Annotated in this window: 19 protein-coding genes; 5 read left to right on the top strand and 14 right to left on the bottom strand. The window is 69.7% G+C overall.

Annotated features, from left to right (window positions below; genetic code table 11):
• Positions 1-41: 41 nt before the first annotated feature.
• Positions 42-1,055: an endonuclease/exonuclease/phosphatase family protein gene (locus R2B38_RS30005; protein ID WP_411978593.1), complete on the bottom strand. Its 1,014-nt coding sequence runs from the start codon at positions 1,053-1,055 to the stop codon at positions 42-44.
• A gap of 111 nt (positions 1,056-1,166) precedes the next feature.
• Between R2B38_RS30005 and R2B38_RS30000 the strand changes: the two genes are divergently transcribed.
• Positions 1,167-1,853 carry a response regulator transcription factor gene (locus R2B38_RS30000; protein WP_318019018.1) on the top strand — a complete coding sequence of 229 codons (687 nt, stop codon included), beginning with the start codon at positions 1,167-1,169 and terminating at the stop codon, positions 1,851-1,853.
• A gap of 10 nt (positions 1,854-1,863) precedes the next feature.
• On the top strand, positions 1,864-2,946 hold the full coding sequence (locus R2B38_RS29995; RefSeq protein ID WP_318019017.1) for a HAMP domain-containing sensor histidine kinase: 1,083 nt from the start codon (positions 1,864-1,866) through the stop codon (positions 2,944-2,946).
• Between the two features lie 56 nt (positions 2,947-3,002).
• Here the strand turns inward: R2B38_RS29995 and R2B38_RS29990 are convergent, their stop codons facing one another.
• Positions 3,003-6,014: a glycoside hydrolase family 3 protein gene (locus R2B38_RS29990; RefSeq protein ID WP_318019016.1), complete on the bottom strand. Its 3,012-nt coding sequence runs from the start codon at positions 6,012-6,014 to the stop codon at positions 3,003-3,005.
• A 134-nt stretch (positions 6,015-6,148) separates the two neighbouring features.
• On the opposite strand from R2B38_RS29990, the gene R2B38_RS29985 reads away from it, so the two are divergent.
• Positions 6,149-8,017: a ricin-type beta-trefoil lectin domain protein gene (locus R2B38_RS29985; protein WP_318019015.1), complete on the top strand. Its 1,869-nt coding sequence runs from the start codon at positions 6,149-6,151 to the stop codon at positions 8,015-8,017.
• A 139-nt stretch (positions 8,018-8,156) separates the two neighbouring features.
• On the opposite strand, the gene cimA is transcribed toward R2B38_RS29985, so the two are convergent.
• From cimA to ureA, 5 genes are all read right to left on the bottom strand, one after another.
• A complete protein-coding gene (gene cimA / locus R2B38_RS29980) occupies positions 8,157-9,761 on the bottom strand; it encodes a citramalate synthase (RefSeq protein WP_318019014.1) in 1,605 nt (534 codons plus the stop codon).
• A gap of 308 nt (positions 9,762-10,069) precedes the next feature.
• Entirely contained in the window at positions 10,070-10,678 is a 609-nt protein-coding gene (locus R2B38_RS29975; protein ID WP_318019013.1) for a TetR/AcrR family transcriptional regulator, read from the bottom strand.
• Between the two features lie 22 nt (positions 10,679-10,700).
• Positions 10,701-11,723: an agmatine deiminase family protein gene (locus tag R2B38_RS29970; protein ID WP_318019012.1), complete on the bottom strand. Its 1,023-nt coding sequence runs from the start codon at positions 11,721-11,723 to the stop codon at positions 10,701-10,703.
• A gap of 15 nt (positions 11,724-11,738) precedes the next feature.
• Positions 11,739-13,424, bottom strand: coding sequence for an urease subunit alpha (locus tag R2B38_RS29965; protein ID WP_318019011.1), 1,686 nt, complete (start codon positions 13,422-13,424; stop codon positions 11,739-11,741).
• Positions 13,421-14,101 carry an urease subunit gamma gene (ureA, locus tag R2B38_RS29960; RefSeq protein ID WP_033282720.1) on the bottom strand — a complete coding sequence of 227 codons (681 nt, stop codon included), beginning with the start codon at positions 14,099-14,101 and terminating at the stop codon, positions 13,421-13,423. Before ureA ends, R2B38_RS29965 begins: the two co-directional genes overlap by 4 nt.
• 117 nt (positions 14,102-14,218) lie before the next feature.
• Between ureA and R2B38_RS29955 the strand changes: the two genes are divergently transcribed.
• On the top strand, positions 14,219-15,655 hold the full coding sequence (locus tag R2B38_RS29955; RefSeq protein WP_318019010.1) for a cytosine permease: 1,437 nt from the start codon (positions 14,219-14,221) through the stop codon (positions 15,653-15,655).
• Positions 15,656-15,715: 60 nt separating this feature from the next.
• On the opposite strand, the gene R2B38_RS29950 is transcribed toward R2B38_RS29955, so the two are convergent.
• The 4 genes from R2B38_RS29950 to R2B38_RS29935 form a co-directional block, all read right to left on the bottom strand.
• Complete coding sequence (locus tag R2B38_RS29950; RefSeq protein WP_318019009.1) at positions 15,716-17,014, bottom strand: lysine 2,3-aminomutase; 1,299 nt, start codon at positions 17,012-17,014, stop codon at positions 15,716-15,718.
• A gap of 15 nt (positions 17,015-17,029) precedes the next feature.
• Entirely contained in the window at positions 17,030-18,100 is a 1,071-nt protein-coding gene (locus R2B38_RS29945; RefSeq protein WP_318019008.1) for a hypothetical protein, read from the bottom strand.
• 120 nt (positions 18,101-18,220) lie between these two features.
• Positions 18,221-19,309 (bottom strand): branched-chain amino acid aminotransferase, encoded by a 1,089-nt coding sequence (locus tag R2B38_RS29940; protein ID WP_318019007.1) that lies wholly within the window; start codon positions 19,307-19,309, stop codon positions 18,221-18,223.
• 261 nt (positions 19,310-19,570) lie between these two features.
• The gene (locus R2B38_RS29935; RefSeq protein WP_318019006.1) at positions 19,571-20,614 is read right to left on the bottom strand and encodes a 3-isopropylmalate dehydrogenase; all 1,044 of its coding nucleotides are present in this window, start codon (positions 20,612-20,614) and stop codon (positions 19,571-19,573) included.
• A gap of 153 nt (positions 20,615-20,767) precedes the next feature.
• Between R2B38_RS29935 and R2B38_RS29930 the strand changes: the two genes are divergently transcribed.
• Complete coding sequence (locus R2B38_RS29930) at positions 20,768-22,333, top strand: metallophosphoesterase family protein (RefSeq protein ID WP_318019005.1); 1,566 nt, start codon at positions 20,768-20,770, stop codon at positions 22,331-22,333.
• A 79-nt stretch (positions 22,334-22,412) separates the two neighbouring features.
• Here R2B38_RS29930 and R2B38_RS29925 read toward each other — a convergent pair whose 3' ends face one another.
• The 3 genes from R2B38_RS29925 to pruA all read right to left on the bottom strand — a co-directional run bounded on the left by R2B38_RS29925 (position 22,413) and on the right by pruA (position 25,095).
• A complete protein-coding gene (locus tag R2B38_RS29925; protein ID WP_106971096.1) occupies positions 22,413-22,544 on the bottom strand; it encodes a hypothetical protein in 132 nt (43 codons plus the stop codon).
• Between the two features lie 277 nt (positions 22,545-22,821).
• On the bottom strand, positions 22,822-23,364 hold the full coding sequence (locus R2B38_RS29920) for a GNAT family N-acetyltransferase (protein WP_318019004.1): 543 nt from the start codon (positions 23,362-23,364) through the stop codon (positions 22,822-22,824).
• A 99-nt stretch (positions 23,365-23,463) separates the two neighbouring features.
• Complete coding sequence (gene pruA, locus R2B38_RS29915; protein ID WP_318019003.1) at positions 23,464-25,095, bottom strand: L-glutamate gamma-semialdehyde dehydrogenase; 1,632 nt, start codon at positions 25,093-25,095, stop codon at positions 23,464-23,466.
• Between the last annotated feature and the right edge of the window lie 73 nt (positions 25,096-25,168).

Genomic DNA, 25,168 nt, shown 5'->3' with positions numbered 1-25,168 from the left:
CACCCGCGTCCGCCCACCCGCGTCCGCCCACCCGCGTCCGCTCACCAGCTGACCCGCGCCCCCACCGGCAGGTGATCGCTCCCGGTCTCGGGCAGCACCCACGAACTCCGCGCCCGCACCCCCCGTACCAGAATCTGGTCGATGCGAGCGATCGGGAAAGCCGCGGGCCAGGTGAACCCGAAGCCGTTCCCGGCCGTCTCCTGGGCCGAGGTCAGCCGCGACGTCAGGCCGTGGAACGCACGGTCGTCCGTGGTGCCGTTCAGGTCGCCGAGCAGGAGCATCCGTTGGTTCGGTTCGGCGGCGACGGCCTTGGTGAGCGCGCGGGCGCCGAAGTCGCGGGAGTCCGTCCAGAATCCCTGGCTGGGCATGACCCGCACGGAACCCAGGTGCGCCACGTACACCGCCAGCGGCCCGTGCTCCGTGGCCACCGTCGTGCGCAGCGCCCGGACCTCGGCCGCCGCCTCCGCCGCCGACTCGGGCGGCTTGGTCCTCGCCAGCGGTCCGACATCTCCCTGTACGACGTCGACGGGCCGCGTGTCCGACAGCGGCAGCCTGCTCCACAGCCCGACCGTGCCCCGCACCTCGTGGTACGGGTACGCCTTCGCGAGCCCCTTCTCGTACGTGCCCCGGGCCTGGTCGGTCAGCTCCTCCAACGCCACCAAGTCCGCGCCGGAGAGCGCCAGTTGGCGGGCGGTGCCGGACGGGTCGGAGTTGCCGGCGCCGACGTTGTGGCTGACGACGGTGAGGTCGCCGCCGGGGTGGGACTTGTCGGTGAGCAGCCCGCCGAAGAGGCTCAGCCACACCGTGACCGGCAACACCAGCGCGACCACGGCGGAGGGGGACCGGCGCCACAGCGCCCCGGCCAGCAGCACCGGCACGTAGACGCCGAACCACGGCAGGAGGCTCTCCACCAGGCTGCCGACTCCCGCGATGTTCGGAATGTGGGAGTGCAGCATCATCAGCAAGCCGAGCAGCAGGGCCAGCGCCGCGAGCTCCGGGCGACGTTTCCAGGGTTCGAGACGAACCCGTTCGAGACGAACCCGTTCGAAAGGAATCCGGGGGATCCGGGGGATCTTCACCCCGTCACTCAAGGCGGTCCGGTGTTGCCGCCACGTATGGAGTTTTCGATACGCGGACGATATGTGCCGACTCCTACCATCGAACCCATGCGTGTGCTGATCGTCGAGGACGAGCCCTACCTGGCGGAGGCCATCCGCGACGGCCTGCGCCTGGCCGCGATCGCCGCCGACATCGCGGGGGACGGGAACACCGCGCTGGAGCTGCTGAGCGTCAACGCCTACGACATCGCCGTTCTCGACCGCGACATCCCCGGCCCCTCCGGAGACGAGGTCGCCCGCCGCATCGTCGCGTCCGGCAGCGGGATGCCGATCCTCATGCTCACCGCCGCCGACCGCCTCGACGACAAGACCAGCGGGTTCGAACTCGGCGCCGACGACTACCTCACGAAGCCCTTCGAACTCCAGGAACTCGCGCTCCGGCTCCGGGCGTTGGACCGCAGACGCGCCCACAACCGGCCGCCCGTACGGGAGTTGGCGGGCCTGCGCGTCGACCCGTTCCGCAGGGAGGTCTACCGTGACGGCCGCTATGTCGCCCTGACCAGAAAGCAGTTCGCCGTGCTGGACGTCCTCGTCACCGCCGAGGGCGGAGTCGTCAGCGCCGAGGAACTCCTGGAGCGGGCCTGGGACGAGAACGCCGACCCGTTCACCAACGCCGTACGCATCACCGTCTCGGCGCTGCGCAAGCGGCTCGGCGAACCCTGGATCATCGCCACGGTGGCGGGCGTCGGCTACCGCATCGCCGTACAGCCGCACGAGGGGGTGGATCGTGGATAGGGCGCCCGGGATGAGTGTCCGTCTCAAACTCACCCTCAGCTACGCCGGGTTCCTCATGGTGGCGGGCGCCCTGCTGCTCACGGCGGTGTGGCTGTTCCTCCTCCGCTACGTCCCCAACCGCGCGATGCTCATCAACCCCGACGACCGGCCCTCGGACGGGGTCTTCCCCGTCCGCTCCGCCCTCCTGGAGGTCTTCGCGCCGCGGGCGGCCGCCGTCCTCGCGTTCCTGCTGCTGTTCGGCCTCGTGGGCGGGTGGATCCTCGCCGGGCGGATGCTCGCCCCGCTGACCCGCATCACGGAGGCCACCCGCACGGCCACGCACGGCTCGCTCTCCCACCGCATCCAACTCCCGGGCCGCACCGACGAGTTCCGCGAACTCGCCGACGCCTTCGACACGATGCTCGCCCGGCTCGAAGCCCACGTCACCGAACAGCGGCGCTTCGCGGCCAACGCCTCCCACGAACTGCGCACCCCGCTCGCGATCTCGAAGACCCTGCTCGACCTGGCCCGCGCCGACCCGGACCAGGACACCGGCGAGATCATCGACCGCCTCCACGCCGTCAACACCCGGGCGATCGACGCCACCGAGGCCCTGCTCCTGCTCAGCCGCGCCAACCAGTGGTCCATCACCCGCGAACCCGTCGACCTCTCCCTCCTCGCGGAAGAGGCCACCGAGACGCTCCTCCCCCTCGCGGAGAAACACGGCGTCACGATCGAGACCGACGGCGACATCACCCCCACCCGCGGCTCCCAGGCCCTCCTGCTCCAGCTCACCACGAACCTCGTGCAGAACGCGATCGTCCACAACCTCCCCGACCGGGGCACCGTCTGGGTGACCACCGCCGTCCGCCCCAGGTCCGTCGTCCTCACGGTGGAGAACACCGGCGCCCCGCTCACCCCGCACCAGGTCTCGACCCTCACCGAGCCCTTCCAGCGCGGCACCGAACGCCTCCACACCGACCACGCGGGAGTGGGCCTCGGCCTGGCGATCGTCAAGACCATCACCGGCGCCCACGACGGCACCCTCACCCTGACCCCGCGCCCGGACGGCGGCCTCCGCGTCACGGTGGAACTGCCCGCCCGGACCAACTAGCCGCACCCCCCGTGCCGTTGAGGCCACAGGGGGTGCGGGGAGAACACGGGCGGTTGCTACGCCGCCTTGTACGCCTCCTCCAACTTCTTCACAGCCGCTGCGTACTTGCCGGTCAGCAGCAGGTGATCCGCGTCGGCGAACGGCTTCGACACCGCCGCCGTGATGTTCTGGCCCACCTTCGCCTGCACGAGCAGCCGCGCCTTGGTGACGAGCGCCTTGCCGGTCGCCGCCGACCTGGCGTGCGCCGCCGCGGCCTCCAGCGTCCTCAGCGTGGCCGCGCCACCCGTCGGCGCCTTCGTCACCGTCGTCAGACCCCAGCCGTACGGGAACTGCGGATCGTACGACGTGTCACCGACGTTGATCGGCAGCTGGGCCTCCGACTTCGGCCAGGTGACCGGGAGTTGACCGGTGAAGGACCGCTTGCCGTAGAGCACGTCGGCCACGCCGTCGCCCTCGGTGCCGGGCAGCCAGGAGGCCACCAGGGCGTCGATCTTGGGGAGTCGGTCCCCGATCAGCTGCGGTCGCCCGGAGACGATCAGCACCGCGCACTTCATCGCCGCGCACACCTTGTCGACAGCTGCCTGGTCGGCCGGGGTGAGGGTCAGGTCGTTGCCATTGCCCACGTCACCGACGCCCTCGGCGTAAGGCGTCTCGCCGACGACGACCACCCCCACGTCATAACCGCTGGTCGAGGCGGACGCGTCCTTCGAGTACGTGACATTGCCCCCGGCGTTCTTCATCCCCTGGAGGATCGTCGTGCCGGTGGTGTTCGTGCCGGACGCGCCCTGCCAGGTGATGGTCCAGCCGCCGGTCTGGTTGCCGAGGTCGTCGGCGTTGGAACCGGCGACGTAGACCTTCTGGTTCTTCTTCAGCGGCAGCACGCCACCCGCGTTCTTCAGCAGCACCTGCGACTCGGCCGCCGCCTGCCGCGCCACGGCCCGGTGTGAAGTCGAGCCGATCTTCGAGGCGTTGCTGGTGTCGGCGTACGGCTTCTCGAAGAGGCCGAGCTTGAACTTCTGGGTGAGGATGCGGGAGACGGCGTCGTCGATCCGCTTCTCGGTGACGTGGCCCGCCTTCACCTCGGCGATGAGCGTCGAGCTGAAGTCCTTGTAGCTGTACGGGACCATCATCATGTCGACGCCCGCGTTGACCGCCGTGTCGACGTGCGAGGCGTAGTCGCCGGGGAGTTGGTCGATGGCGTTCCAGTCGCTGATGACGAAGCCGTCGAAGCCCATGCGCTTCTTGAGGACGCCGTTGATCATGTCGGCGCGGGCGTGCATCTTCACCGGGCCGAGACCGTCGCCGACGATGTCGAGCGAGGAGTAGGACGGCATGACCGTGCCGATGCCCCGGTCGACCGCCGTCTGGTACGGGGCGAGATGGATGGCTTCCAGCTGCTGCCGGGTGACCGTGGTGACACCCTGGTCGATCGTGTACGTGCCCGTCGTGGACGAGCCGTACGCGGTGCCGCCGTCGCCGACGAAGTGCTTGGCGGTGGCCAGGACCTTGTCGTCGTCCTTCAACTGCTTGCCGTTCGCGGCGCCTTGGAGACCCTGGATCATCGTCTCCATCGACTGGACCAGTGCCGGGTCCTCACCGAAGGACTCGTAGGAGCGGCCCCAGCGTTCGTCACGGGTGACGCAGAGGCAGGGTGCGAAGTCCCACGGGACGCCGGTCGAGCGGACCTCACTGGCCGTCACCGCACCGGTCTTCTCGGCGAGTTGGGGGTCGCGGGTGGCGCCGATGCCGATGTTGTGCGGCATGATCGTGGCGCCGGCCAGGTTGTTGTGGCCGTGCACCGCGTCGACGCCGTAGATCAGCGGGATCTGGAACCGGGTTGCCTGCGCGCGGAGTTGGAACGAGTCGATCATCTTCGCCCAGGCCGCCGCCGTGTTGGGCGTCGGGGTCGAGCCACCGCCGGAGAGCAGCGAGCCGAGGTCGTAGGTGGCGATGTCGGCGCCCGTGCCGATGCCACCGCGCTCGGCCTGGGTCATCTGCCCGGCCTTCTCCTCCAGCGACATGCGCTTGACGAGGTCGGCGACGCGCTTCTTGATCGGCAACTTGCTGTCCAGGTACGGCAGTCCGTGCGCGTCGACGACGACCTGCGGATTCTCGGTCGGGGCCTTGGCGCCGGTGACCGTGAGCTTCAGCGGGATCGTCTCGGCGTTCTCGGCCGACTTGTCCTTCAGCGTGCGGACCTTGACGGTCTGGGTGGCGCCGGACGCGGTGCCCGCCGGGAAGGTGAGCGTGCCGGAGACCGGGGTGTAGTCCTTGCCGGAGGTGGCGGTGCCGCCGTCGGACGTGTAGGCGACGGTCACCGGGTCGTCCAGCGGGACGGCGCCGGTGGTGGAGACGGTGACCTTGACCGCGGCCGTACCGCCCTCCTTGACCGGGTAGACGGCCGAGTCGGTGGTGACGGAGGCGCGCAGGGACTGGTCGGCCTTGCCGTACAACTCGACGTCGTCCATGGCGAACTGGCCCTTGACGCCGACGGGGAGCGTGACCGCGTAGCCCCACATCTGGGTCAGGCCGAGGACGTGGTCGATGCCGCCGACGGGCTGGTAGTCCGTGCGGTAGACGAAGTTCGTGAACGGGATCTCGATCTGCTTCCAGCCCGTGAAATTGTCCGTGAAGGACGTCGTCCACAGCTCGGAGGCCTCGCCGTTCGCGCCGCCGTCCTTGATCTCGAAGTTGGTGGACTTGCCGTTGTTCTGACCGTCCCACCAGAAGCGGATGCCCTGGTGGGCGGACCAGTCGTGGCCGGGTTCGGTCGCGGCGTAGTCGTGGGTGAAGCCGCCGTAGCCGCTGATGTCGTACGTGCCGGAAAGAACCTTCGCGCCCTCGGGGGCGTCCGGTCTCGCGGTCAGGGCGAGTTGGGGCGGGTCGTCGGTGTCACCGCCCCAGGCGAAGATGCCCTCGGCGGGCTGGCTCGCGAAGGGCACCTCGCCCTCGAAGCGGTCGACGGGGGTGGGCGCTGGATCGGCGGCGGCGGCCGCCTGGGAGACGGCCGCCGGTGACAGCAGCGCGGCGCACAGGGCGGTGGAAACGAGCAGGGCGGTTCTTGGCATGGACCTTCCCTCGGCTCTGAGGCTCTGGTTCACTCTGGGTTCGCACAGTTCACTCATGACTTAGATCACGCCGTGAGTTAACTAACGGCCCGCAGACCCGTCAAGACGTCTCGTCAGGAAGGGCTAACGCATCCATGTCCAGGAGAACCCCCCGCACGGCCCGGCTGCTGCTCGCCGGACTGCTCTCCGTGGCCGGCTTCACCGCGGCCGTACCCCCCGCACACGCCGCCGGTGAGCAGGTCACAGCCTGGCTCACCACCACCGACGACGCCGCCGGACGCCATGTCACGCGCGGCCTCCAGGCCCAGACGCCGTTCGCCTTCTCGTCCGGGACAGGCGGCAGCGGCGAGAACATCACCGTCGACGAGAACACCCGCTACCAGACGTTCACCGGGGGCGGCGCGTCCTTCACGGACACGGCGGCCTGGCTGATGAACAGCAGCGGCGCGCTGTCGACGGCGACCCGGAACGCGACCATGACCAAGCTGTTCTCGCCCACGGACGGGATCGGGCTCTCGTTCCTGCGCAACCCGATGGGCGCGTCGGACCTCGCCCGGTACGGCTACTCGTACGACGACGTGGCCGCCGGGCAGACCGACCCGAACCTCAACTCCTTCTCGATCGCGCACGATCTGGCCGATGTCGTGCCGCTGACCAAGCAGGCGCTGACCCTCAACCCCTCTCTGACTGTCATGGCCTCGCCATGGACGGCACCGGCGTGGATGAAGGACAGCGGTTCGCTCAACGGGGGCTGGCTGAAGTCCGAGGACTACGGGGCGTACGCCAACTACTTCGTCAAGTACCTCCAGGCGTACAAGGATCAGGGCGTTCCGGTGTCGTACGTGACCGTCCAGAACGAGCCGACGTGTTGCTCCGGCTACCCGTCGATGAGCTGGAACGCGTCGGGGCTCGCGTACTTCACGAAGAGCGAGCTGCTCCCGAAGCTCAACGCGTCCGGGCTGACGACGAAGGTGCTGGCGCACGACTGGAACTGGGACGTGTACGACTCGTACGCGGCCTCGACGGTCGACGACGCGGCCGTCCGCTCCAACCCCAACTTCGGTGGGATCGCCTGGCACGGCTACGGCGGTGACGTCACCAAGCAGACCACCGTCCACAACCAGTACCCGACGCTGGACGCCTTCGGCACCGAGCACTCCGGTGGCACCTGGATCGCCAACCAGCAGCGCGAGGACATGAACAACATCATCGACTACACCCGGAACTGGGCGAAGTCGGTGACGAAGTGGTCGCTCGCCGTGGACCAGAACATGGGCCCGCACAACGGGGGTTGTGGTACCTGCACCGGGCTCATCACCGTGCACAACGGGGATGGCGCGAGCGGGACCGTCGACTACACCGTCGAGTACTACACGATGGGGCAACTGACGAAGTTCGTACGGCCGGGTGCTCAGCGGATCGCTTCTACTGCGTCCACGAACGTGCCTAACGTCGCTTGGCGTAATCCGGATGGGTCCAAGGCGCTCATCGCGTACAACGACTCTTCCGCCGCCAAGACCGTGACCATCAACTGGGGTGGGCAGCACGCGACTTACTCGTTGCCGGGGAAGACGTCCGCGACGTTCACGTGGACGGGGACGCAGGCCGGCGGCGGCAGCCAGACCGGGGCGTTCGTCGGGCTCGCGAGCAAGTGCCTTGACGTGGCCGGGGGTTCGACCACCAACGGCACGGCAGTCCAGCTCTACGACTGCAACTCCTCGACGGCGCAGCAGTGGACCGTGGGGACCGACGGGACGGTGCGGGCGCTGGGCAAGTGCCTTGACGTTACGTCGGCTTCGACGGCGGATGGGGCGAAGGTGCAGTTGTACGACTGCAATGGGACCGCCGCGCAGCAGTGGTCGTACAACGCGAGTACCGGGGATGTGGTGAATACGGCGGCGAACAAGTGCCTTGATGTGACGGGCAATACGTCGGTCAACGGGACTCGGGCGCAGATCTGGACTTGTACCGGGGCCGCCAACCAGAAGTGGCATCTGCAGTAGGTTTTCGCCCCCGCCGCCCCTACCCGTCCCATCCTTCTGGGGCTCCGCCCCAGGCCCCGCCAGGGGGCTCTGCCCCCTGGACCCCCGCTCCTCAAACGCCGGAGGGGCTGATCAGTAGCCCCTCCGGCGTTTGGCTGTCTTACTCCGCCGGCTCCACGCCCGCCTTCAGCAAGCCGTACGTGTACGCGTCCGCCAGCGCCTGCCAGGACGCCGCGATGACGTTCTCCGCCACGCCCACCGTCGACCACTCCGCCGAACCGTCCGACGTGGCGATCAGGACGCGGGTCGTGGAGGACGTGCCGTGCTTGCCCTCCAGGATGCGGACCTTGTAGTCGACGAGCTCCAGTTTGGCGAGCTGGGGGTAGATCTTCTCCAGGGCTACGCGGAGGGCGCGGTCCAGGGCGTGGACCGGGCCGTTGCCCTCGGCGGTGGCTACGATGCGCTCGCCCTTGGCGAAGAGCTTGACCGTGGCCTCGTTGGCGTGGGTGCCGTCGGGGCGGTCCTCTACGATCGCGCGCCAGGACTCGACCTCGAAGTAGGAGCGGGCCTTGCCCTCGGCCTCGGCGCGGAGCAACAACTCGAAGCTCGCGTCTGCCGCCTCGTACGTGTAGCCCTTGAGCTCGCGCTCCTTGACCCGCTCCACCACCCGGCCCACCAGCTCGCGGTCGCCGCTGATGTCTACGCCGAGTTCCTTGCCCTTGAGCTCGATCGACGCTCGGCCCGCCATGTCGGAGACCAGCATCCGCATGGTGTTGCCGACCTGCTCGGGGTCGATGTGCTGGTACAGGTCCGGGTCGACCTTGATCGCGGAGGCGTGCAGGCCCGCCTTGTGGGCGAAGGCCGAGACGCCTACGTAGGGCTGGTGGGTCGAGGGGGTGAGGTTCACTACCTCGGCGATCGCGTGCGAGATGCGGGTCATCTCGCGGAGCTTGCCGTCGGGGAGGACCTTCTTGCCGTACTTCAGCTCCAGGGCCGCCGCCACCGGGAAGAGGTTGGCGTTGCCTACACGCTCGCCGTAACCGTTCGCCGTGCACTGGACGTGGGTCGCGCCCGCGTCGACGGCGGCGAGGGTGTTGGCGACCGCGCAGCCCGTGTCGTCCTGGGTGTGGATGCCGAGCCGGGCGCCGGTGTCGGCGAGGACCGTGGAGACGACCGCCTGGATCTGCGCCGGGAGCATCCCGCCGTTGGTGTCGCAGAGGATCACGACCGAGGCGCCGGCCTCGGCGGCGGACCGTACGACCGCCTTCGCGTACTCGGGGTTCGCGCGGTAGCCGTCGAAGAAGTGCTCGCAGTCGACGAAGACGCGGCGGCCCTGGGCGACCAGGTGCGAGACGGTGTCGCGGACCATCGCCAGGTTCTCGTCGAGGGTCGTGCGCAGCGCCAGCTCCACGTGGCGGTCGTGGGACTTCGCGACGAGGCAGATGACCTCGGTGTCGGCATCCAGGAGCGCCTTGACCTGCGGGTCCTCGGCCGCCTTCGCGCCCGCTCGCCGGGTGGCGCCGAAGGCCACGAGCTTGGCGTGCTTGAAGTCGATCTCCTGCCGGGCGCGGGCGAAGAACTCGGTGTCCCGCGGGTTGGCGCCGGGCCAGCCGCCCTCGATGAAGCCCACGCCGAAGTCGTCCAGGTGCCGAGCGATGGCCAGCTTGTCCGCGACGGTGAGGTTGATGCCCTCCCGCTGCGCGCCGTCACGCAGGGTCGTGTCGAAGACATGGAACGAATCGTCGAGTTCGCTGGTTTCCGTCATGGTCTGGCTCCTGAGGATCTGAATCTCGGTCTGTACCGGAATGACCGGCTCCACCGTCCCTCAATGATCCCTCGCACTGCTTTCCCGGCTGCGGGTGGGCCAGAAAAGCGAAAAACCCCTCGCGGGTGCGAGAGGTCTGCGCGCGGGTCGAGTGACGACGGTGGCCGCCCGTACCTGGTCGTACGAGGCGGTCACTGCGGACCGGCGCGCCTGCTGCCAATAATCGTGGCGAACGAGAACACGGACGCAGTCTGGCACACCCCTCGTCCGTGCTCACCGTCCGTCTCATGATGCGAACAGTCGGTTGATCAACTCGCCGGGCGCGCGAGCAGCGAGTCGGCGATGAACTCCCGCACATGGGCCAGCACGTGCCCCCGGTCCGTGCCCCGCAGCCCGATCGCCACGTGGATGGAGAAGCCGTCGAGGAGAGCGCGGAGGCGGGCGGCGAAACGGTCCGGGTCGACTGCCCGGAACTCACCCCGTGACACCCCCTCCGCGATCAGTGCGACCAGGTCGCGGTGCCAGACGCCCTCGATGGCGGCCTGGCGGTCGCGGGCCTCGTCATCGGCGTTCTGCGAGCGGTTCCAGACCTCCAGCCACAGGGTCCAGTGCGGGTCGCGGTGGCCCTCCGGGACATACAGGTCGACGTACGCGTCGACGCGCTCGCGGGCCGTCGCCCCCGTACGGGTGAGCAGGCGTCCGCGTTCGGCGCCCAGCCTGCCCTCGCTCCACTCCAGGGCCTGGAGCAGGAGTTCGTCCTTGGAGTGGAAGTAGTAGAGGAGGTGGCCGCTGCTCATGCCGACCTCGCGGCCTAGCGCCGCCATGGTGAGCTGCTCCAGGCCGTGCTCGGCGATCATGCCCATGGCCGCGGCGAGGACGTCCTCGCGCGGCGGCGCGTTCTTCCGCGCACCGGCCATCGTCCGGCTCCCTCCCGCCGGGTCACTGGACCTTCGGCTGCTGCTGGGTGACGCAGTGGATGCCTCCACCGCCCGCGAAGATCGTACGGGCGTCCACCAGCGTGACCGTCCGCTCGGGGAAGAGGCGGCGGAAGATCCCGGCCGCGACCTCGTCGTTCGGGTCGTCGAAGGCGCAGAGGACGACCCCGCCGTTGCAGAGGTAGTGGTTGATGTACGAGTAGTCGACCCAGTCGCCGTCCTCGTCCTTGAGGACCGTCGGGGCGGGGATCTCCACGACCTCCAGGCGGCGGCCCTTCGCGTCGGTCTCGGCGCGGAGGAGGGCGAGGTACTCCTGCGAGCGGGCGTGGTCCGGGTGGGCCGGGTCGCGCTGGCTGTGGACCAGGACGGTGCCGGGCCCGGCGAAGGCCGCGACGATGTCGACGTGGCCCTGGGTGCCGTAGACGCCGTAGTCCCCGGTGAGGCCGTGCGGGAGCCAGATCGCCTTTGTGGTGCCGAGCCTGGCGTGGATCTCCGCCTCGACCTGCTCGCGGGTCCAGCCGGGGTTGCGGCCGGAGCCGAGCTGGACCGTCTCCGTGAGCAGCACCGTGCCCTCGCCGTCGACGTGGATCGCGCCGCCCTCGTTGACGAGCGTGCTGCTGAGCGCGGGGACTCCGGCCAGGTCGGCGACATGGCGGGCGATCTTGGAGTCGTGCTCCCAACGGGCCCACTCCTGTCCGCCCCAGCCGTTGAACGTCCAGTCCACGGCGGCCAGTTCACCGTTGCCGTCGATGACGAACGTGGGGCCGATGTCCCGCATCCACGCGTCGTCCAGCTCGCGCTCGATCAGCTCCACGTCCGGGTCGAGCAGTTCGCGCGCCGAGTCGCCCTGACCCGGCCCGTGCACCATCGTCACCGGTTCGAAGCGGCGCACGGCACGGGCCACCGACGCCCAGGCGGCGCGGGCCTCCGCCAGTTCGTCGGCGTTGGTGAAGGTCGGGTTGGGTCCGGGCCAGGCCATCCAGGTGCGCTCGTGCGGGGTCCATTCGGGGGGCATACGGAAACTCATCAGAAGTCCCAAGTCCTAGAGGAAGTAAAGGCGGTTGAGGGAGACCGAGTCGGCCGGCTCCGAGCGCAGCGGTTCGCCGTCGAGGGTGACCAGGCCCGTCCGCTGGTCCACATCGACCGCTCCGGTACGGGAGTTGAGCCGCAGGTCGGCGGGCCCGATGCCCCGGGTGCCGCGAACTGCCACGCGCCTACGGCGGGTTGGCATGGCGTCGCCGCCCTGGTCCAGGGCGGCCTGGGCCACGAAGGCCACGGAGATGTCGGCGGGCGTGCTGCCGTGCGCGCCGAACTGCGGCCCCAGGACGAGGGGTTCACAGGTGTCGGTCGCCGCGTTGGGGTCGCCGACCACGCCGTACGCCGGGAACCCGGACTTCAGGACGAGCTGCGGTTTGGCGCCGAAGTACTCCGGCCGCCACAGCACGATGTCGGCGAGCTTGCCGACCTCGATGGAGCCGACCTCGTGCGAAAGTCCGTGCGCGATCGCGGGGTTGACGGTCAGCTTGGCGATGTAGCGCAGGACGCGTTCGTTGTCGTGGTCCGTCTCCGGAGAATCCCCGAGCGCGCCGAACTCGGCCTTCATCTTCCCGGCCATCGCGAACGTACGGCGGACTGTCTCGCCCGCCCGGCCCATGCCCTGCGCGTCGGACGAGGTGATACCGATCGCGCCCAGGTCGTGCAGCACGTCCTCGGCGCCCATCGTCCCGGCGCGGATGCGGTCGCGGGCCATCGCGGCGTCGCCGGGCAGGTCGGTCTTCAGGTCGTGGACGGAGACGATCATGCCGTAGTGCTCGGCGACCGCGTCCCGGCCGAAGGGCAGGGTGGGGTTGGTGGAGGAGCCGATGACGTTCGGAACTCCGGCCATTTTCAGGACGTTCGGCACGTGTCCGCCGCCGCAGCCCTCGATGTGGAAGGCGTGGATCGTCCGGCCCTCCAGGACGCGCAGGGTGTCCTCGACGGACAGGCACTCGTTCAACCCGTCGCTGTGCAGGGCGACTTGGACGTCGTGCTCCTCGGCGACCCGCAACGCGGTGTCCAGCGCGCGGGTGTGGGCGCCCATGTCCTCGTGCACCTTGAAGCCGGACGCGCCGCCCTCCGCCAGGGCCTCGATCAGCGGGGCCGCGTCGGACGACGAACCCCGGCCCAGGAAGCCGATGTTGACCGGCCAGGCGTCGAAGGCGTTGAACGCGTGGCGCAGCGCCCAGGGCGAGTTGACGCCGACGCCCCACACCGGGCCGAACTCCTGCCCGATGATCGTGGTCACCCCGGACGCGAGCGAGGCCTCCATGATGCGCGGGGAGAGCAGATGCACATGGGTGTCGACCGCGCCCGCGGTGGCGATGAGTCCCTCGCCGGACACGATGGAGGTACCGGTGCCGACGACGACGTCGACCCCGTCCAGGGTGTCGGGGTTGCCGGCCCGCCCGATGGAACAGATCCGCCCCTCCCGGATCCCGATGGACACCTTGCGGATCCCCTGCACGGCGTCGATCACGACCACATTGCTGATCACGACGTCGCAGGTGTCGCGCACGGCGGCGGCCTTGAGGTGCAGTCCGTCGCGGGCCGTCTTGCCGAACCCGGCGAGGAACTCGTCGCCGTAGCGCTGCGAGTCGGACTCGATCCGGATGGTCAGCCCCGAGTCGCCGAGGCGGACGCGGTCGCCGGCGCGGGGGCCGTGGGTGGCGGCGTACTCGTACGGGTTCACTGCTCAACTCCCAGGTAGCCGCAGGCGGTTGCGCGGCGCAGGGCCTCCGCCTTCGCGCCCGGCGCGTCCAGCGGGCCGTCGACGAGGCCCGCGAAACCGATCGCGACGCGCTCGCCGCCGATCGGCAGCAGGCCGACGTCGGCGCTCTCGCCCGGGCCGAAGCGGACGGAGGATCCGGCGGGGACGGCGAGGCGCATGCCGTAGGCCTCGGCGCGGGGGAAGTCGAGGCGCGGGTTGGCCTCGAAGAAGTGGAAGTGGGAGGTCACGGAGACGGGGACGGTCGCGGTGTTGGTGACCGTGACGCGGACGACGGCCTCGGGTTCGGCGTGCGGGGGTCCCGGGAGCAGGGCGCCCGGGGCGTCCCCGGCGAGTCCCCCGCCGATCGGGTCCGAGACCACCGCGAGCCGCGAACCGTCGTCGAAGACGGCCTCGACATGCACCTCGGTGACGACGTCGGCGACGCCCGGGAGGACGTCGTCGGGGCCGAGGACGGACCGCGCGCGCTCGATGGCCTCGGCCAGCCGCCTCCCGTCCCGGGCGGCCTCGCACACCGTGTCCGCGATGAGCGCGGTGGCCTCCGGCACATTGAGCCGCAGGCCGCGTGCCTTGCGGGCGCGGGCCAGTTCGGCGGCCGAGAACAACAGCAGCCGGTCGCGTTCCGTGGGGGTGAGCCTCATCCCGTATCCCTCCTTTAGAGCATCACTCTAAACCTTGAAAGCCATATCCGGAATGCTTGACGCGCCACCCTCGCCCGGTTCACATTGAACGTCACTCTAAGAAAGAGGTGGCCCACCATGCCGATAGAACAGCGCGGAGTCGACACCGTCCCCGACGCGGAACGCACCAGCGGCCCGCGCGATCTCGTGTCGATCCTGCTCGGCTCCAACCTCTGCCTCGGCGTGATCATCTTCGGCTGGCTGCCGCCGTCGTTCGGCCTCGGCTGGTGGGCGTCGGTGAGCTCGATCGTGGCGGGCACGGTGGTCGGGACCGTGTTCACGGCCCCGCTGGCGCTGGTCTCGCTGCGCACCGCGACCAACCTGTCGACGTCGTCCGGCGCCCAGTTCGGGGTGCGGGGCCGGCTGGTCGGCTCGGTGGTCGGCCTGCTCCTCGCCCTCGGCTACACCGCGCTGACCGTGTGGATCGGCGGCGATGTGATGGTGGGCGTGCTGGGGCGGCTGTTCGGGCTGCCGGCGGACGGGGTGTCGTACGCCGTCGTGTACGCGCTGCTCGCGGCGGCGACAGTCGCGGGCGCGGTGTACGGCTACCGGGTGCTGCTCGCGATGTCCCGCGTGCTGTCCGTCGGCATGACGGCGCTGCTGGTCCTCGGGGTGATCGCGTACGCCCCGCACTTCACGACCGGGGCGCTGCCGGGGGCGGGCGGGTATCTGCTGGGCGGGTTCTGGCCGACCTGGTGTCTGGCGACGGTGGCGGCGGGACTGTCCGGGCCGATCGCGTTCATCACCCTGCTCGGGGACTACACGCGCTACATCTCACCGGCCCGCCACACCTCACGCCGGGTCCTGCACGCGACCTGGCTCGGCCTGATCGCCGGGCTCCTGGTCCCCCAACTCTTCGGCACGTTCACGGCGTTCGGGGCACGGGCGGCTCTCGACTACGCGGGCCCGCTGGTGTCGGCGTCCCCGGCCTGGTACCTGGTCCCGCTGCTGCTCGCCGCCTCCGCGGGCTCGGTCGGCAACGCGGGCCTGATGCTCTACTCCATGGGCCTCGACCTGGACGCGATCCTGCCCCGCGCGTCCCGGGCCCGGGCCACCTGCGCGGTCGCGGTCGTCGCCATGGCCTGCGTCTTCGTCGGCCACTACGCCTGGAACGCCCAGTCCGCGATGACGTCCTTCGTCCTGCTCCTGACGGCGATCGGCACACCGTGGGCGGTGATCACGCTCATCGGTTTCGTGCGGTGCGGCGGGATGTACGACGCGGACGCCCTCCAGGTCTTCAACCGGCGCTCCCGGGGCGGGATTTACTGGTACCGGTCGGGCTGGAACGTCCCGGCGGTGATCTCCTGGGCGGTGGGCGCGGGGGTCGGCCTGCTGGCGGTGTCGCTCCCGTCGTACGAGGGGCCGTTGCTGTCGTTGACGGGCGGGGTGGACTGCAGCTTCTTGTTGTCGGGGGCGGTGGGAGGCGTGGTGTACACGGTGCTGCAACTCGGGGCGCGTCCTGTGGAGAGCCCAGCCCTCTCGGCCCGTCCGGCGTTCGAGGACGAGGCCGCTTAGGCCGAAGGGGGGTCTGGGGCACAGCCCCCAGCAACGCCGGCACGAACACCGAGCGCCCGGTCACCCGGTCAGCCCCGGCAGGAACTCGCTCGCCCCGAACGCCGGCTTCAGGTCCGTGAACCACGTCGCGCTCTCGTCGTAGGCCGCGAAGAACGGGCGGTCGACGAGGGCCGGGTTCCGGGCCTGGATCAGATGCAGCACGAAGACCTTCTCGCCGGCCACCTCCGCGATGCCGTCGACGCAGACCTTGCCCGGCATCGCGGACATGACCGGGCCGCGAACCGTGCGGGCGAGGCCGGAGACGCGGGCGTAGGCGTCGCGGAAGATCTGGTGGCCGCGGGCCAGGGGGACGCCGAAGTAGCCCTGGGGGCCGGTGTCGCGCTCCACGAACTGGTAGTACGGCACCGCGCCGAGCGTGGTCGTCTCGTCCCACAGCTCGGCCCAGGCCTCGGCGCTGTCGTTGATGCCGGCCACCAGCGGGCCCTGGCAGCGGATCACGGCACCCGTGCCCCGCACCCGGCGCATCGCCTCCCGGACGACCGGCGGGCGCAGTTCCTGCGGGTGCGTGAAGTGGGCCATCAGGGCCAGGTGACGGCCGCTCGCCACCACCTTCTCGAAGAGGCGCAGCAGGTCGTCGGCGTCCCGGTCGGTGGTGAAGCGGTACGGCCAGAAGGCGAGGGACTTGGTGCCGATACGGATCGAGCGGATCGTGTCGATCTCCAGGAGGGGGTCGACGTAGCGGCGAAGGACCTCGGTGCTCATCACCAGCGGGTCGCCGCCCGTGATCAGCGCGCTGGTGACCTCGGGGTGGGCCCGGAGATAGGCGCTGGTCGTGCCGATGTCGTCGGTGGCGATGCGGAGTTCGGACTCGCCGACGAACTGGGGCCAGCGGAAGCAGTACGTGCAGTAGGCGTGGCAGGTCTGGCCCTGGCGCGGGAAGATCAGCACCGTCTCGGGGTACTTGTGCTGGAGCCCCGCCAGGCGCTCGCCCTCGTGCACGGGCACGTTGGCGTCGAGCTGGCCCGAGGGGTGCGGGTTCAGCTTCATCCTGATCTCGTGGGCCGCGCGCAGGACTTCGGCCTTGGGCGCCTCCTGGGACAGCAGGTCCGCCATCTGCTTGAGGTCCGGCTCCGGCAACATCCCGGCCTGCGGGAACGTCAGCCGGAAGATCGGGTCGTCCGGTACCGCCGACCAGTCGATCAGCTCGTCGACGACGTAGCTGTTCGTACGGAAGGGCAGTACCGAAGAGACGGCGCGGAGGGCGAGCCGTTCGGCGGCCGACAGGGGCACGCGTTGCAGCAGGCTGTCCAGGTCGCGGGGCGTGAAGGCGCGGAAGCGGGGGTGGTGCGCTGAGCTCATGTGTGCCGGGGCCCTCTATTCCGTGACCAGGACCGTAGGCGGCCGTAGTTCCACGAAGGCCGCCGCCTGCGCATCGTACTTCTCCGTGTAGTGCTGGATGAGCCGCCCGTGCAGCTCGCTGCGGTCGTCGACCACCATGACCTCGTACGCCTCACCCGGGCCCAGCGCCCCGCTGTGGGCGGAGAGTTGGTCGAGGCGGCGGCGGGCCAGGTAGGTGACGAGGTCGGGGGCCTCGACGTACAGGCGGTCGTCGACGTAGACGAAGCGGCAGGTGAACTCCCGCCGTCCGTCGGCCGCGTCGACCAGCGTCACCGGCAGATGGGTGAAGCGGTCCATCGGTCTGCCCTGCTGCCACAGTTCGTCGAAGCGCTGCTCGACGAAGGTGCCGAGCGGGGAGCGGACGGCGACCTCCAACTGGACGCCCTCGCCGGAGAGTCGGCCCACGGTGAGGAAGGAGACGAGACAGCGGTCGTCCCAGCGGTAGAGGGTCACGCCGGGGGAGGTCGAGCACAGCCGTACCTCCAGCAGACTCCGGGAGTGCTCGTCGAGGCGCTGCGCGAAGCGGTCCAGGGTGCGCAGGTTGCGCATGATGTCACGGCGGATGTCGGCGCTCTGCTCGCCGAGTTCGCGCCCGCGCAGGATCACCGCGAGGGAGTCGGGGTCCAGGAGCAGGATCTGCACCCGGGCGCCGTGCGCGGTGGCCGAGCGGACACCGCGGAAGAGGCGCTCGGAGAACTGCGGGCCGAAGAGGTTGGAGAAGGTGTCGAGGACCTTCACGTTGGACGTGGAGCCGTACACCTGCGCGGCGAACCACTCGTAGTCGAGCCGGGTGTGTTCGCGGACCCGGCCCTCCTGGGCGCGGGCGATCAGCGGGCCGATCACGAAGACGGTGATGACGACGCCGGCGATGTCGGTGCCCAGGTTGAGGGCGAGGTTCTCGCCGTAGTTGTCCATGCGCTTGGCGAACCACAGCAACAGGCCCGCGCAGCCGGCGAGCAGGGCGAGCACGGTGAGGCTCTGCGGGCGGCGCGGGGTCCGTAACGTGCGCAGCAGCCAGCGCAGTCGCGGTATCGGCCCAGCACTCACCCGCGTCCCCTCCCCCGTGACCCTGTGGCTCTGATTCGTGTCCTGCGGAATCAGTGGATACCCGCACGGGGGAGGCGATACGCGTCGAACCGATTTCCGGCGCTCGACCGGGAGTCGGGGCTAGCCGAGCCGGTGCATCCAGCCGTGCTTGTCGGCGGTGTCGCCGCGCTGGATGTCCAGGAGCGCCGCACGCAGCCTCAGCGTCACCTCGCCGGGCTCGCCGCCCGACTGCTGCCACTCCGCGCCGGTCCGCTTGACCGTGCCGACCGGGGTGATGACCGCGGCCGTACCGCAGGCGAAGACCTCTGTCAGCGTGCCGTTCTCGGAGTCGCGCTGCCACTGGTCGATGGAGATCCGGCCCTCCTCGGGGGTGTAGCCGAGGTCGCGGGCCAGGGTGAGGAGGGAGTCGCGGGTGACGCCCTCCAGGATCGAGCCGGTGAGGGTGGGGGTGACGATCCGGTCGCCGTAGACGAAGTACAGGTTCATGCCGCCGAGTTCCTCGACCCACTTGCGCTCGACCGCGTCGAGGTAGCAGACCTGGGCGCAGCCCTGTTCGGCGGCCTCGGCCTGGGCGAGGAGGGACGCGGCGTAGTTGCCGCCGGTCTTGGCGTCGCCCATGCCGCCGGGGACGGCGCGGACGTGGTCCTCGGAGACCCAGATGGAGACGGGCTTCACGCCGCCGGGGAAGTAGGCGCCGGCCGGGGAGGCGATGACCAGGAAGAGGTACTCGTTGGCGGGCTTCACGCCCAGGCCGACCTCGGTCGCGATCATGAACGGGCGCAGGTACAGCGACTCCTCGCCGCCGTGCGCCGGGACCCAGTCGCGGTCCTGCTGGACCAGCACGTCACAGGCCTCGATGAACGTCTCGACCGGCAGCTCGGGCATGCCGAGGCGGCGGGCGGAGGTCTGGAAGCGGCGGGCGTTCTTCTCGGGGCGGAAGGTGGCGACGGAGCCGTCGGCCTGGCGGTAGGCCTTGAGGCCCTCGAAGATCTCCTGCGCGTAGTGCAGGGTCATGTTGGCGGGGTCGAGGGAGAGCGGGCCGTAGGGCACGAGCTGGCCGTCGTGCCAGCCGCGGCCCTCGGTCCACTTGATCGTCACCATGTGGTCGGTGAAGTGGCGGCCGAACCCGGGGTTCGTCAGAATCGCGTCGCGCTCGGCGGCGGAAAGTGGCGAGGCCGAGGGCTTGAGCTCGATCGTGGGCGTCGTCATGAGTGGTTGTCCTTCACCGGTTGTGTGTGACGGGCCGCGCTCACGCCCCGACTGCCAGTGGCCAGTGTTAGGACGTCCGAGCATTCCCTCATTCCGCGGCTCCGCGTTCGATTATCGCGCGAGGTGGACCGTGGACGAAAACGGCGTGAATGCGACCCAGGGATGATGGTGGCACCCGGCGGGGACGTAAGAAAAGCCGCCGGGTGCGGTTGCGACCCGGCGGCTTCGAAATACTGCGAGAGTTTTCGAGTGGCGGCGGGGTCAGCCGGCTACTCGTACGGCGAGCGCGTCGCCGATCTCGGTGGTGCTGCGCGCGGGCTTGCCGGTGCGGTCCGCGAGGTCGGCGGAGACGGCGTCCTCGATGCGCACGGCCTCGGACTCGTAGCCGAGGTGGCGCAGCAGGAGGGCGACGGACAGGACCGTGGCGGTGGGGTCGGCCTTGCCCTGGCCCGCGATGTCGGGCGCCGAGCCGTGCACGGGCTCGAACATCGAGGGGAACTCGCCGGACGGGTTGATGTTCCCGCTCGCGGCGACGCCGATGCCGCCGGAGACGGCCGCGGCGAGGTCGGTGATGATGTCGCCGAAGAGGTTGTCGGTGACGATCACGTCGAAGCGGGCCGGGTCGGTGACGAGGTAGATCGTCGCCGCGTCCACGTGGATGTAGTCGGTGCTGACCTCGGGGAACTCGGCCGCGACCTTGTTGAAGACGTTCGTCCACAGGTGGCCCGCGAAGGTCAGCACGTTGTTCTTGTGGACCAGCGTGAGCTTCTTGCGCGGGCGGGCCTGGGCGCGGGCGAAGGCGTCGCGGACCACGCGCTCGACACCGAAGGCCGTGTTGACGGAGACCTCGGTGGCGACCTCGTGCTCGGTGCCCTTGCGGATCGTGCCGCCGTTGCCGGTGTACGGGCCCTCGGTGCCTTCACGGATCACGACGAAGTCGATCTCCGGCTCACCGGCGAGCGGGGTCGCGACTCCCGGGAGCAGCTTGCTCGGCCGCAGGTTGACGTGGTGGTCGAAGGCGAAGCGGAGCTTCAGCAGGAAGCCGCGCTCCAGCACCCCGGACGGAACACTCGGGTCACCGATCGCGCCCAGCAGGATCGCGTCGTGCTGCTTCAGCGCGGCCAGGTCGGCGTCGGTGAGGGTCTCACCGGTGGCGTGGTAGCGCCGGGCGCCGAAGTCGAACTCCTTGGTCTCCAGCTTCACATCCTGCGGAAGGACGGCGGAGAGGACTTTCAGACCTTCGGCCACGACTTCCTGACCGATGCCGTCACCGGGGATCACTGCGAGATCGATGCTGCGAGACATGCCCGCCACCGTACTCCGCGTCCCATGGGATGACACCGGGTGTCCATGATGCGGACGGGGCGCGGACCGCTCCTGGGCGCCGATGTCGGCCGTTCGACGTACGTTCACCCTTACGCATGGCCCCCGTTGGACTTCTGGGGCAGCTTCATCGACATGGAGACACCCGACGTCGGCATCCCGGAACACCTCGCGGTCCGGATGAGCATGGCCGAGCAGTACGAGTACCTGCGCACGAAGCTGTCCCGGCGCCGCACGCTGGTGACGGCGGGCGCGGTGGCGGCGGGCGGGCTGCTGGCGGGGTGTGGCGGTACGGGGACGAGCGATCAGAAGGGGACTGTCCCCTCCCCCGCCACCTCCAAGATGCCCGGCGCGGTCGTCACCCCCTTCGGCCGCCATCTCGCCTTCGGCGCCGACCCGAAGACGGCGATGCGGATCTCCTGGCAGGTCCCGTTCGCGGTCAAGAGGCCCTACGTACGCGTGGGGTTGAAGCCGGACGACCTGAGCCGCCGGATCACCGCCGAGGTCCGCGACCTGCACACCCCCGGCCTGACAGGCGTCCGCCCGGCCGTCGAGCAGTACTACGTCCACGCGGCCCTGGACGGCCTCCAGCCCGGCACAACGTACTACTACGGCGTCGGCCACGAGGGCTTCGATCCGGCCGCGCCGCAACACCGCTCGACCATCGGAGAGTTCCGCACCGCACCCGCGAACCCCGAGAAGTTCGTGTTCACGGCCTTCGGCGACCAGGGCGTGAGCAACGCGGCCGCCGCCAACGACCACGTCGTCCTGCGCGAGAACCCCGCCTTCCACCTCCACGCCGGCGACATCTGCTACGCCGACACCAACGGCCTCGGCAAGACGACGGACGGCTACGACCCGACGTACTGGAACCTCTTCCTCAAGCAGAACGAGCCCGTCTCCCGCTCCGTCCCGTGGATGGTGACGACCGGCAACCACGACATGGAGGCCTGGTACTCCCCCGACGGCTACGGCGGCCAGCTCGCCCGCTGGTCCCTCCCGGAGAACGGCTTCGACCCGAAGCACGCGCCGGGCGTGTACTCCTTCGTCTACGGCAACGTCGGCGTCGTGGCGCTCGACGCGAACGACGTGTCGTACGAGATCACCGCCAACCTCGGTTACACCGGCGGGAAGCAGACGACGTGGCTGGACGGCAGGCTGCGTGAGCTGCGGGCGACGAAGGAGGTCGACTTCGTCGTCGTCTTCTTCCACCACTGCGCGTACTCGACCTCGTCGCACGCCTCGGACGGCGGGGTACGGGCGGAGTGGCTGCCGCTCTTCGCCAAGCACCAGGTGGACCTGGTGATCAACGGGCACAACCACGTGTACGAGCGCACGGACGCGATCAAGAACGGCAAGGTGGGCAGGTCCGTCCCGATCGGCGCGTCGACCGATCCGACGAAGGACGGGATCGTCTACGTCACGGCGGGCGGCGGCGGGCGCGATCTGTACGGCTTCCCGGCGGGCGTCAAGGAGAGCTACGAGGGGCACGTCACGCGGCACGGGACGGTCGACACCGTGCGGTGGGAGAAGGGCCAGCACACGCAGGCGGAGACGGTGGAGTGGTCGCGGGTGCGCTACCGGGGGTTCTCGCTGCTCTCGGTGGAGGCGGAGAGCGGGAGCACACCCCGGCTCAAGGTGTCGGCCCTCGACGGGAACGGCAAGCGCATCGACCACTTCGAGGTGCGGCGCGGTCACTGAGACCGCGCCGCACCTCGTGCGGGCGCGGCTCCCGGCTTGTGGGCGTGCTTCTTCGAAGGCTTACAGGCGTTACGTCGGCTCAGTGGCCGGTCTCGCCGCCGTTGTCCCGGCGGTCAAGGGCGCGCTGGAGGGCGGCGGCGGCGTTCTTGCGCTCGGACTCGCTCGCGCGGGACACGTGGCGGACGCGGGGGCGGACGGTCGTCTCGGCCATGGAGAACCGACTCCTTCGATAATTCCTGGAGTACTGAAGGGGGTTACGAGACGCCGGAAGAGACGGGGAGCGACGAACTACAGGGGTTGCCTGCACGGTGTCCGGCTCACGACCGCCATTCGCTTGGTCTAGCGAGACGTTCGGCTCCTACAAAGCTAGGACAGGACCGCGCATCTGTCTCCACAATTACTCGGACTTCCTACTATCTGAGACGGTGAAACGAGTCACACGCGCCTGACCTGGACTTTTGCGATCTGGACTCTTGTGGTCCGGCCCGTCAGAGCACATCCCCGTCACGCCAGTCGAAGAGGAGGTCCTCGCCGAGGTCGAGCGGCCCGGCGAGCGCGGGTCTCACGTAGGTGCTGTCCTCCTCCTCGGGCAGATGAACGATCCCGTCCGGCCCGAGGGCGGAGATCTTCCCGCCCCACAACCGCCATCCGCGCACGGTGTAGAGCCGGGCCCCGTCGTCGCTGGCGCCGAGCAGCCCGACGTCGTAGGCGTGATCGACGATCCGCTCAAGCTCGGCCATGACGAGCCCGCCATACCCCCGCCGCCGAGCACCGGGCCGCACGCCAACCCCCTCGACGTACCCGACCCGCAGCCACCGCCCGCGATACCGCACCCGCCGCATGACGACCGACCCGTGCGCGAGGAGCCGCCCCGTGTCGTCGGCGAGCAGCGCGTGGACGCCCCCGAGCCCGTGCTCCCAGTCCTGGTCGGTGAGATCGCCGCCGAAGGCCGCGTCCAGCAGCTCGCGGGCGGCACGGAGGTCGGCCGGGGTGAGGTCGGCCGTGTGGACGGTGCGCATACGGATGGTCACGGGGTCAGTATCGGAGACGAGGGCTCACCGGCCCGGCCCATTCGGAGAAACACAAGGGGCCGGGCAACCGCCCGGCCCCTCAGAGCACCTGACCGTGCGTCAGCCCATGTGCGGGTACCCATAGTCCGTCGGAGCCACCAGGGTCTCCTTGATCGCGCGGGTCAGCGTCCAGCGCATCAGGTTCTGCGGGGCGCCCGCCTTGTCGTTGGTGCCGGAGGAGCGGCCGCCGCCGAAGGGCTGCTGGCCGACGACCGCGCCGGTGGACTTGTCGTTGATGTAGAAGTTGCCGGCCGCGTAGCGGAGCTTCTCCATCGTGTGGGCCGCCGCCGCGCGGTCGTTGGAGATGACCGAGCCCGTGAGCGCGTAGTCCGAGACCGACTCCATCTGGGTCAGCATCTCGTCGTAGTTCTCGTCCTCGTAGACGTGGACCGCGAGGAACGGGCCGAAGTACTCAGTGGTGAACACCTCGTTGGTCGGGTCGCTGCACTCGACGACCGTCGGGCGGACGAAGTAGCCGACCGAGTCGTCGTACGAACCGCCCGCGACGATCGTGCAGTTGGGGTCCGCCTTCGCGCGGTCGATCGCCGCCTTGTTCTTGGCGAAGGAGCGCTCGTCGATGACCGCGCCGATGAAGTTCGACAGGTCGGTGACGTCACCCATCGTCAAGTAGTCGACCTCGGCGGCGAATTCCTCCTTGAAACCGGAGTTCCAGATCGACGCCGGGATGTACGCCCGGGAGGACGCGGAGCACTTCTGGCCCTGGTACTCGAAGGAGCCCCGGGTCAGCGCCGTCTTCAGCACCGCGCGGTCCGCGCTCGGGTGGGCGACGACGAAGTCCTTGCCGCCGGTCTCGCCGACCAGACGGGGGTAGGAACGGTACTTCTCGATGTTGTTGCCGACCGTCTTCCACAGGTACTGGAAGGTCTTGGTGGAGCCGGTGAAGTGGATGGCCGCCAGGTCGCGGTGCTCAAGAGCCACCTTGGAGACCTCGATGCCGTCGCCGGTGACGAGGTTGATGACGCCCTTGGGGAGACCCGCCTCCTCCAGCAGCTGCATGAGGAGGACCGCGGAGTGGGTCTGGGTCGGCGACGGCTTCCACACGACCACGTTGCCCATCAGCGCGGGCGCCGTGGGCAAGTTGCCCGCGATCGCGGTGAAGTTGAAGGGCGTGATCGCGTAGACGAAGCCTTCGAGCGGGCGGTGGTCGAGGCGGTTCCAGACGCCTGGGGAGTTCGCCGGGGGCTGCTCGGCGAGCAGGTCGCGGGCGTACTTGACGTTGAAGCGCCAGAAGTCGACGAGCTCGCAGGGGCAGTCGATCTCGGCCTGCTGGGCGGTCTTCGACTGACCGAGCATCGTGGACGCGGCGAGGGTCTCGCGCCACGGGCCGGAGAGCAGTTCGGCCGCGCGCAGGATGATCGCGGCACGGTCGTCGAAGGACATCGCGCGCCAGGCGGGCGCGGCGGCGAGGGCCGCGTCGATCGCGTCCTGGGCGTCGTCCTGGGTGGCGTTGGCGTACGTACCGATCCGCGCCTTGTGGTTGTGCGGCTGTACGACGTCCACGCGCTCGCCGCCGCCCAGCCGCTTCTCGCCGCCGATGGTCATCGGCAGGTCGATCGGGTTCTCGGCCAGTTCCTTGAGCTTGACCTCAAGACGGGCACGCTCGGGAGAGCCGGGCGCGTAGCCGTGCACCGGCTCGTTGACGGGGGTGGGGACCTGGGTCACAGCGTCCATGAGATCCGTAACTCCTTGTACGTGAGCGGGTGTTGGGGTCAATCCCTGGTCGGCCTCGGTCGGCCTTGGTCGG

Source organism: Streptomyces sp. N50 (assembly GCF_033335955.1).
GTDB lineage: Bacteria > Actinomycetota > Actinomycetes > Streptomycetales > Streptomycetaceae > Streptomyces.
This window is presented reverse-complemented; position numbering and strand designations above follow the sequence as displayed.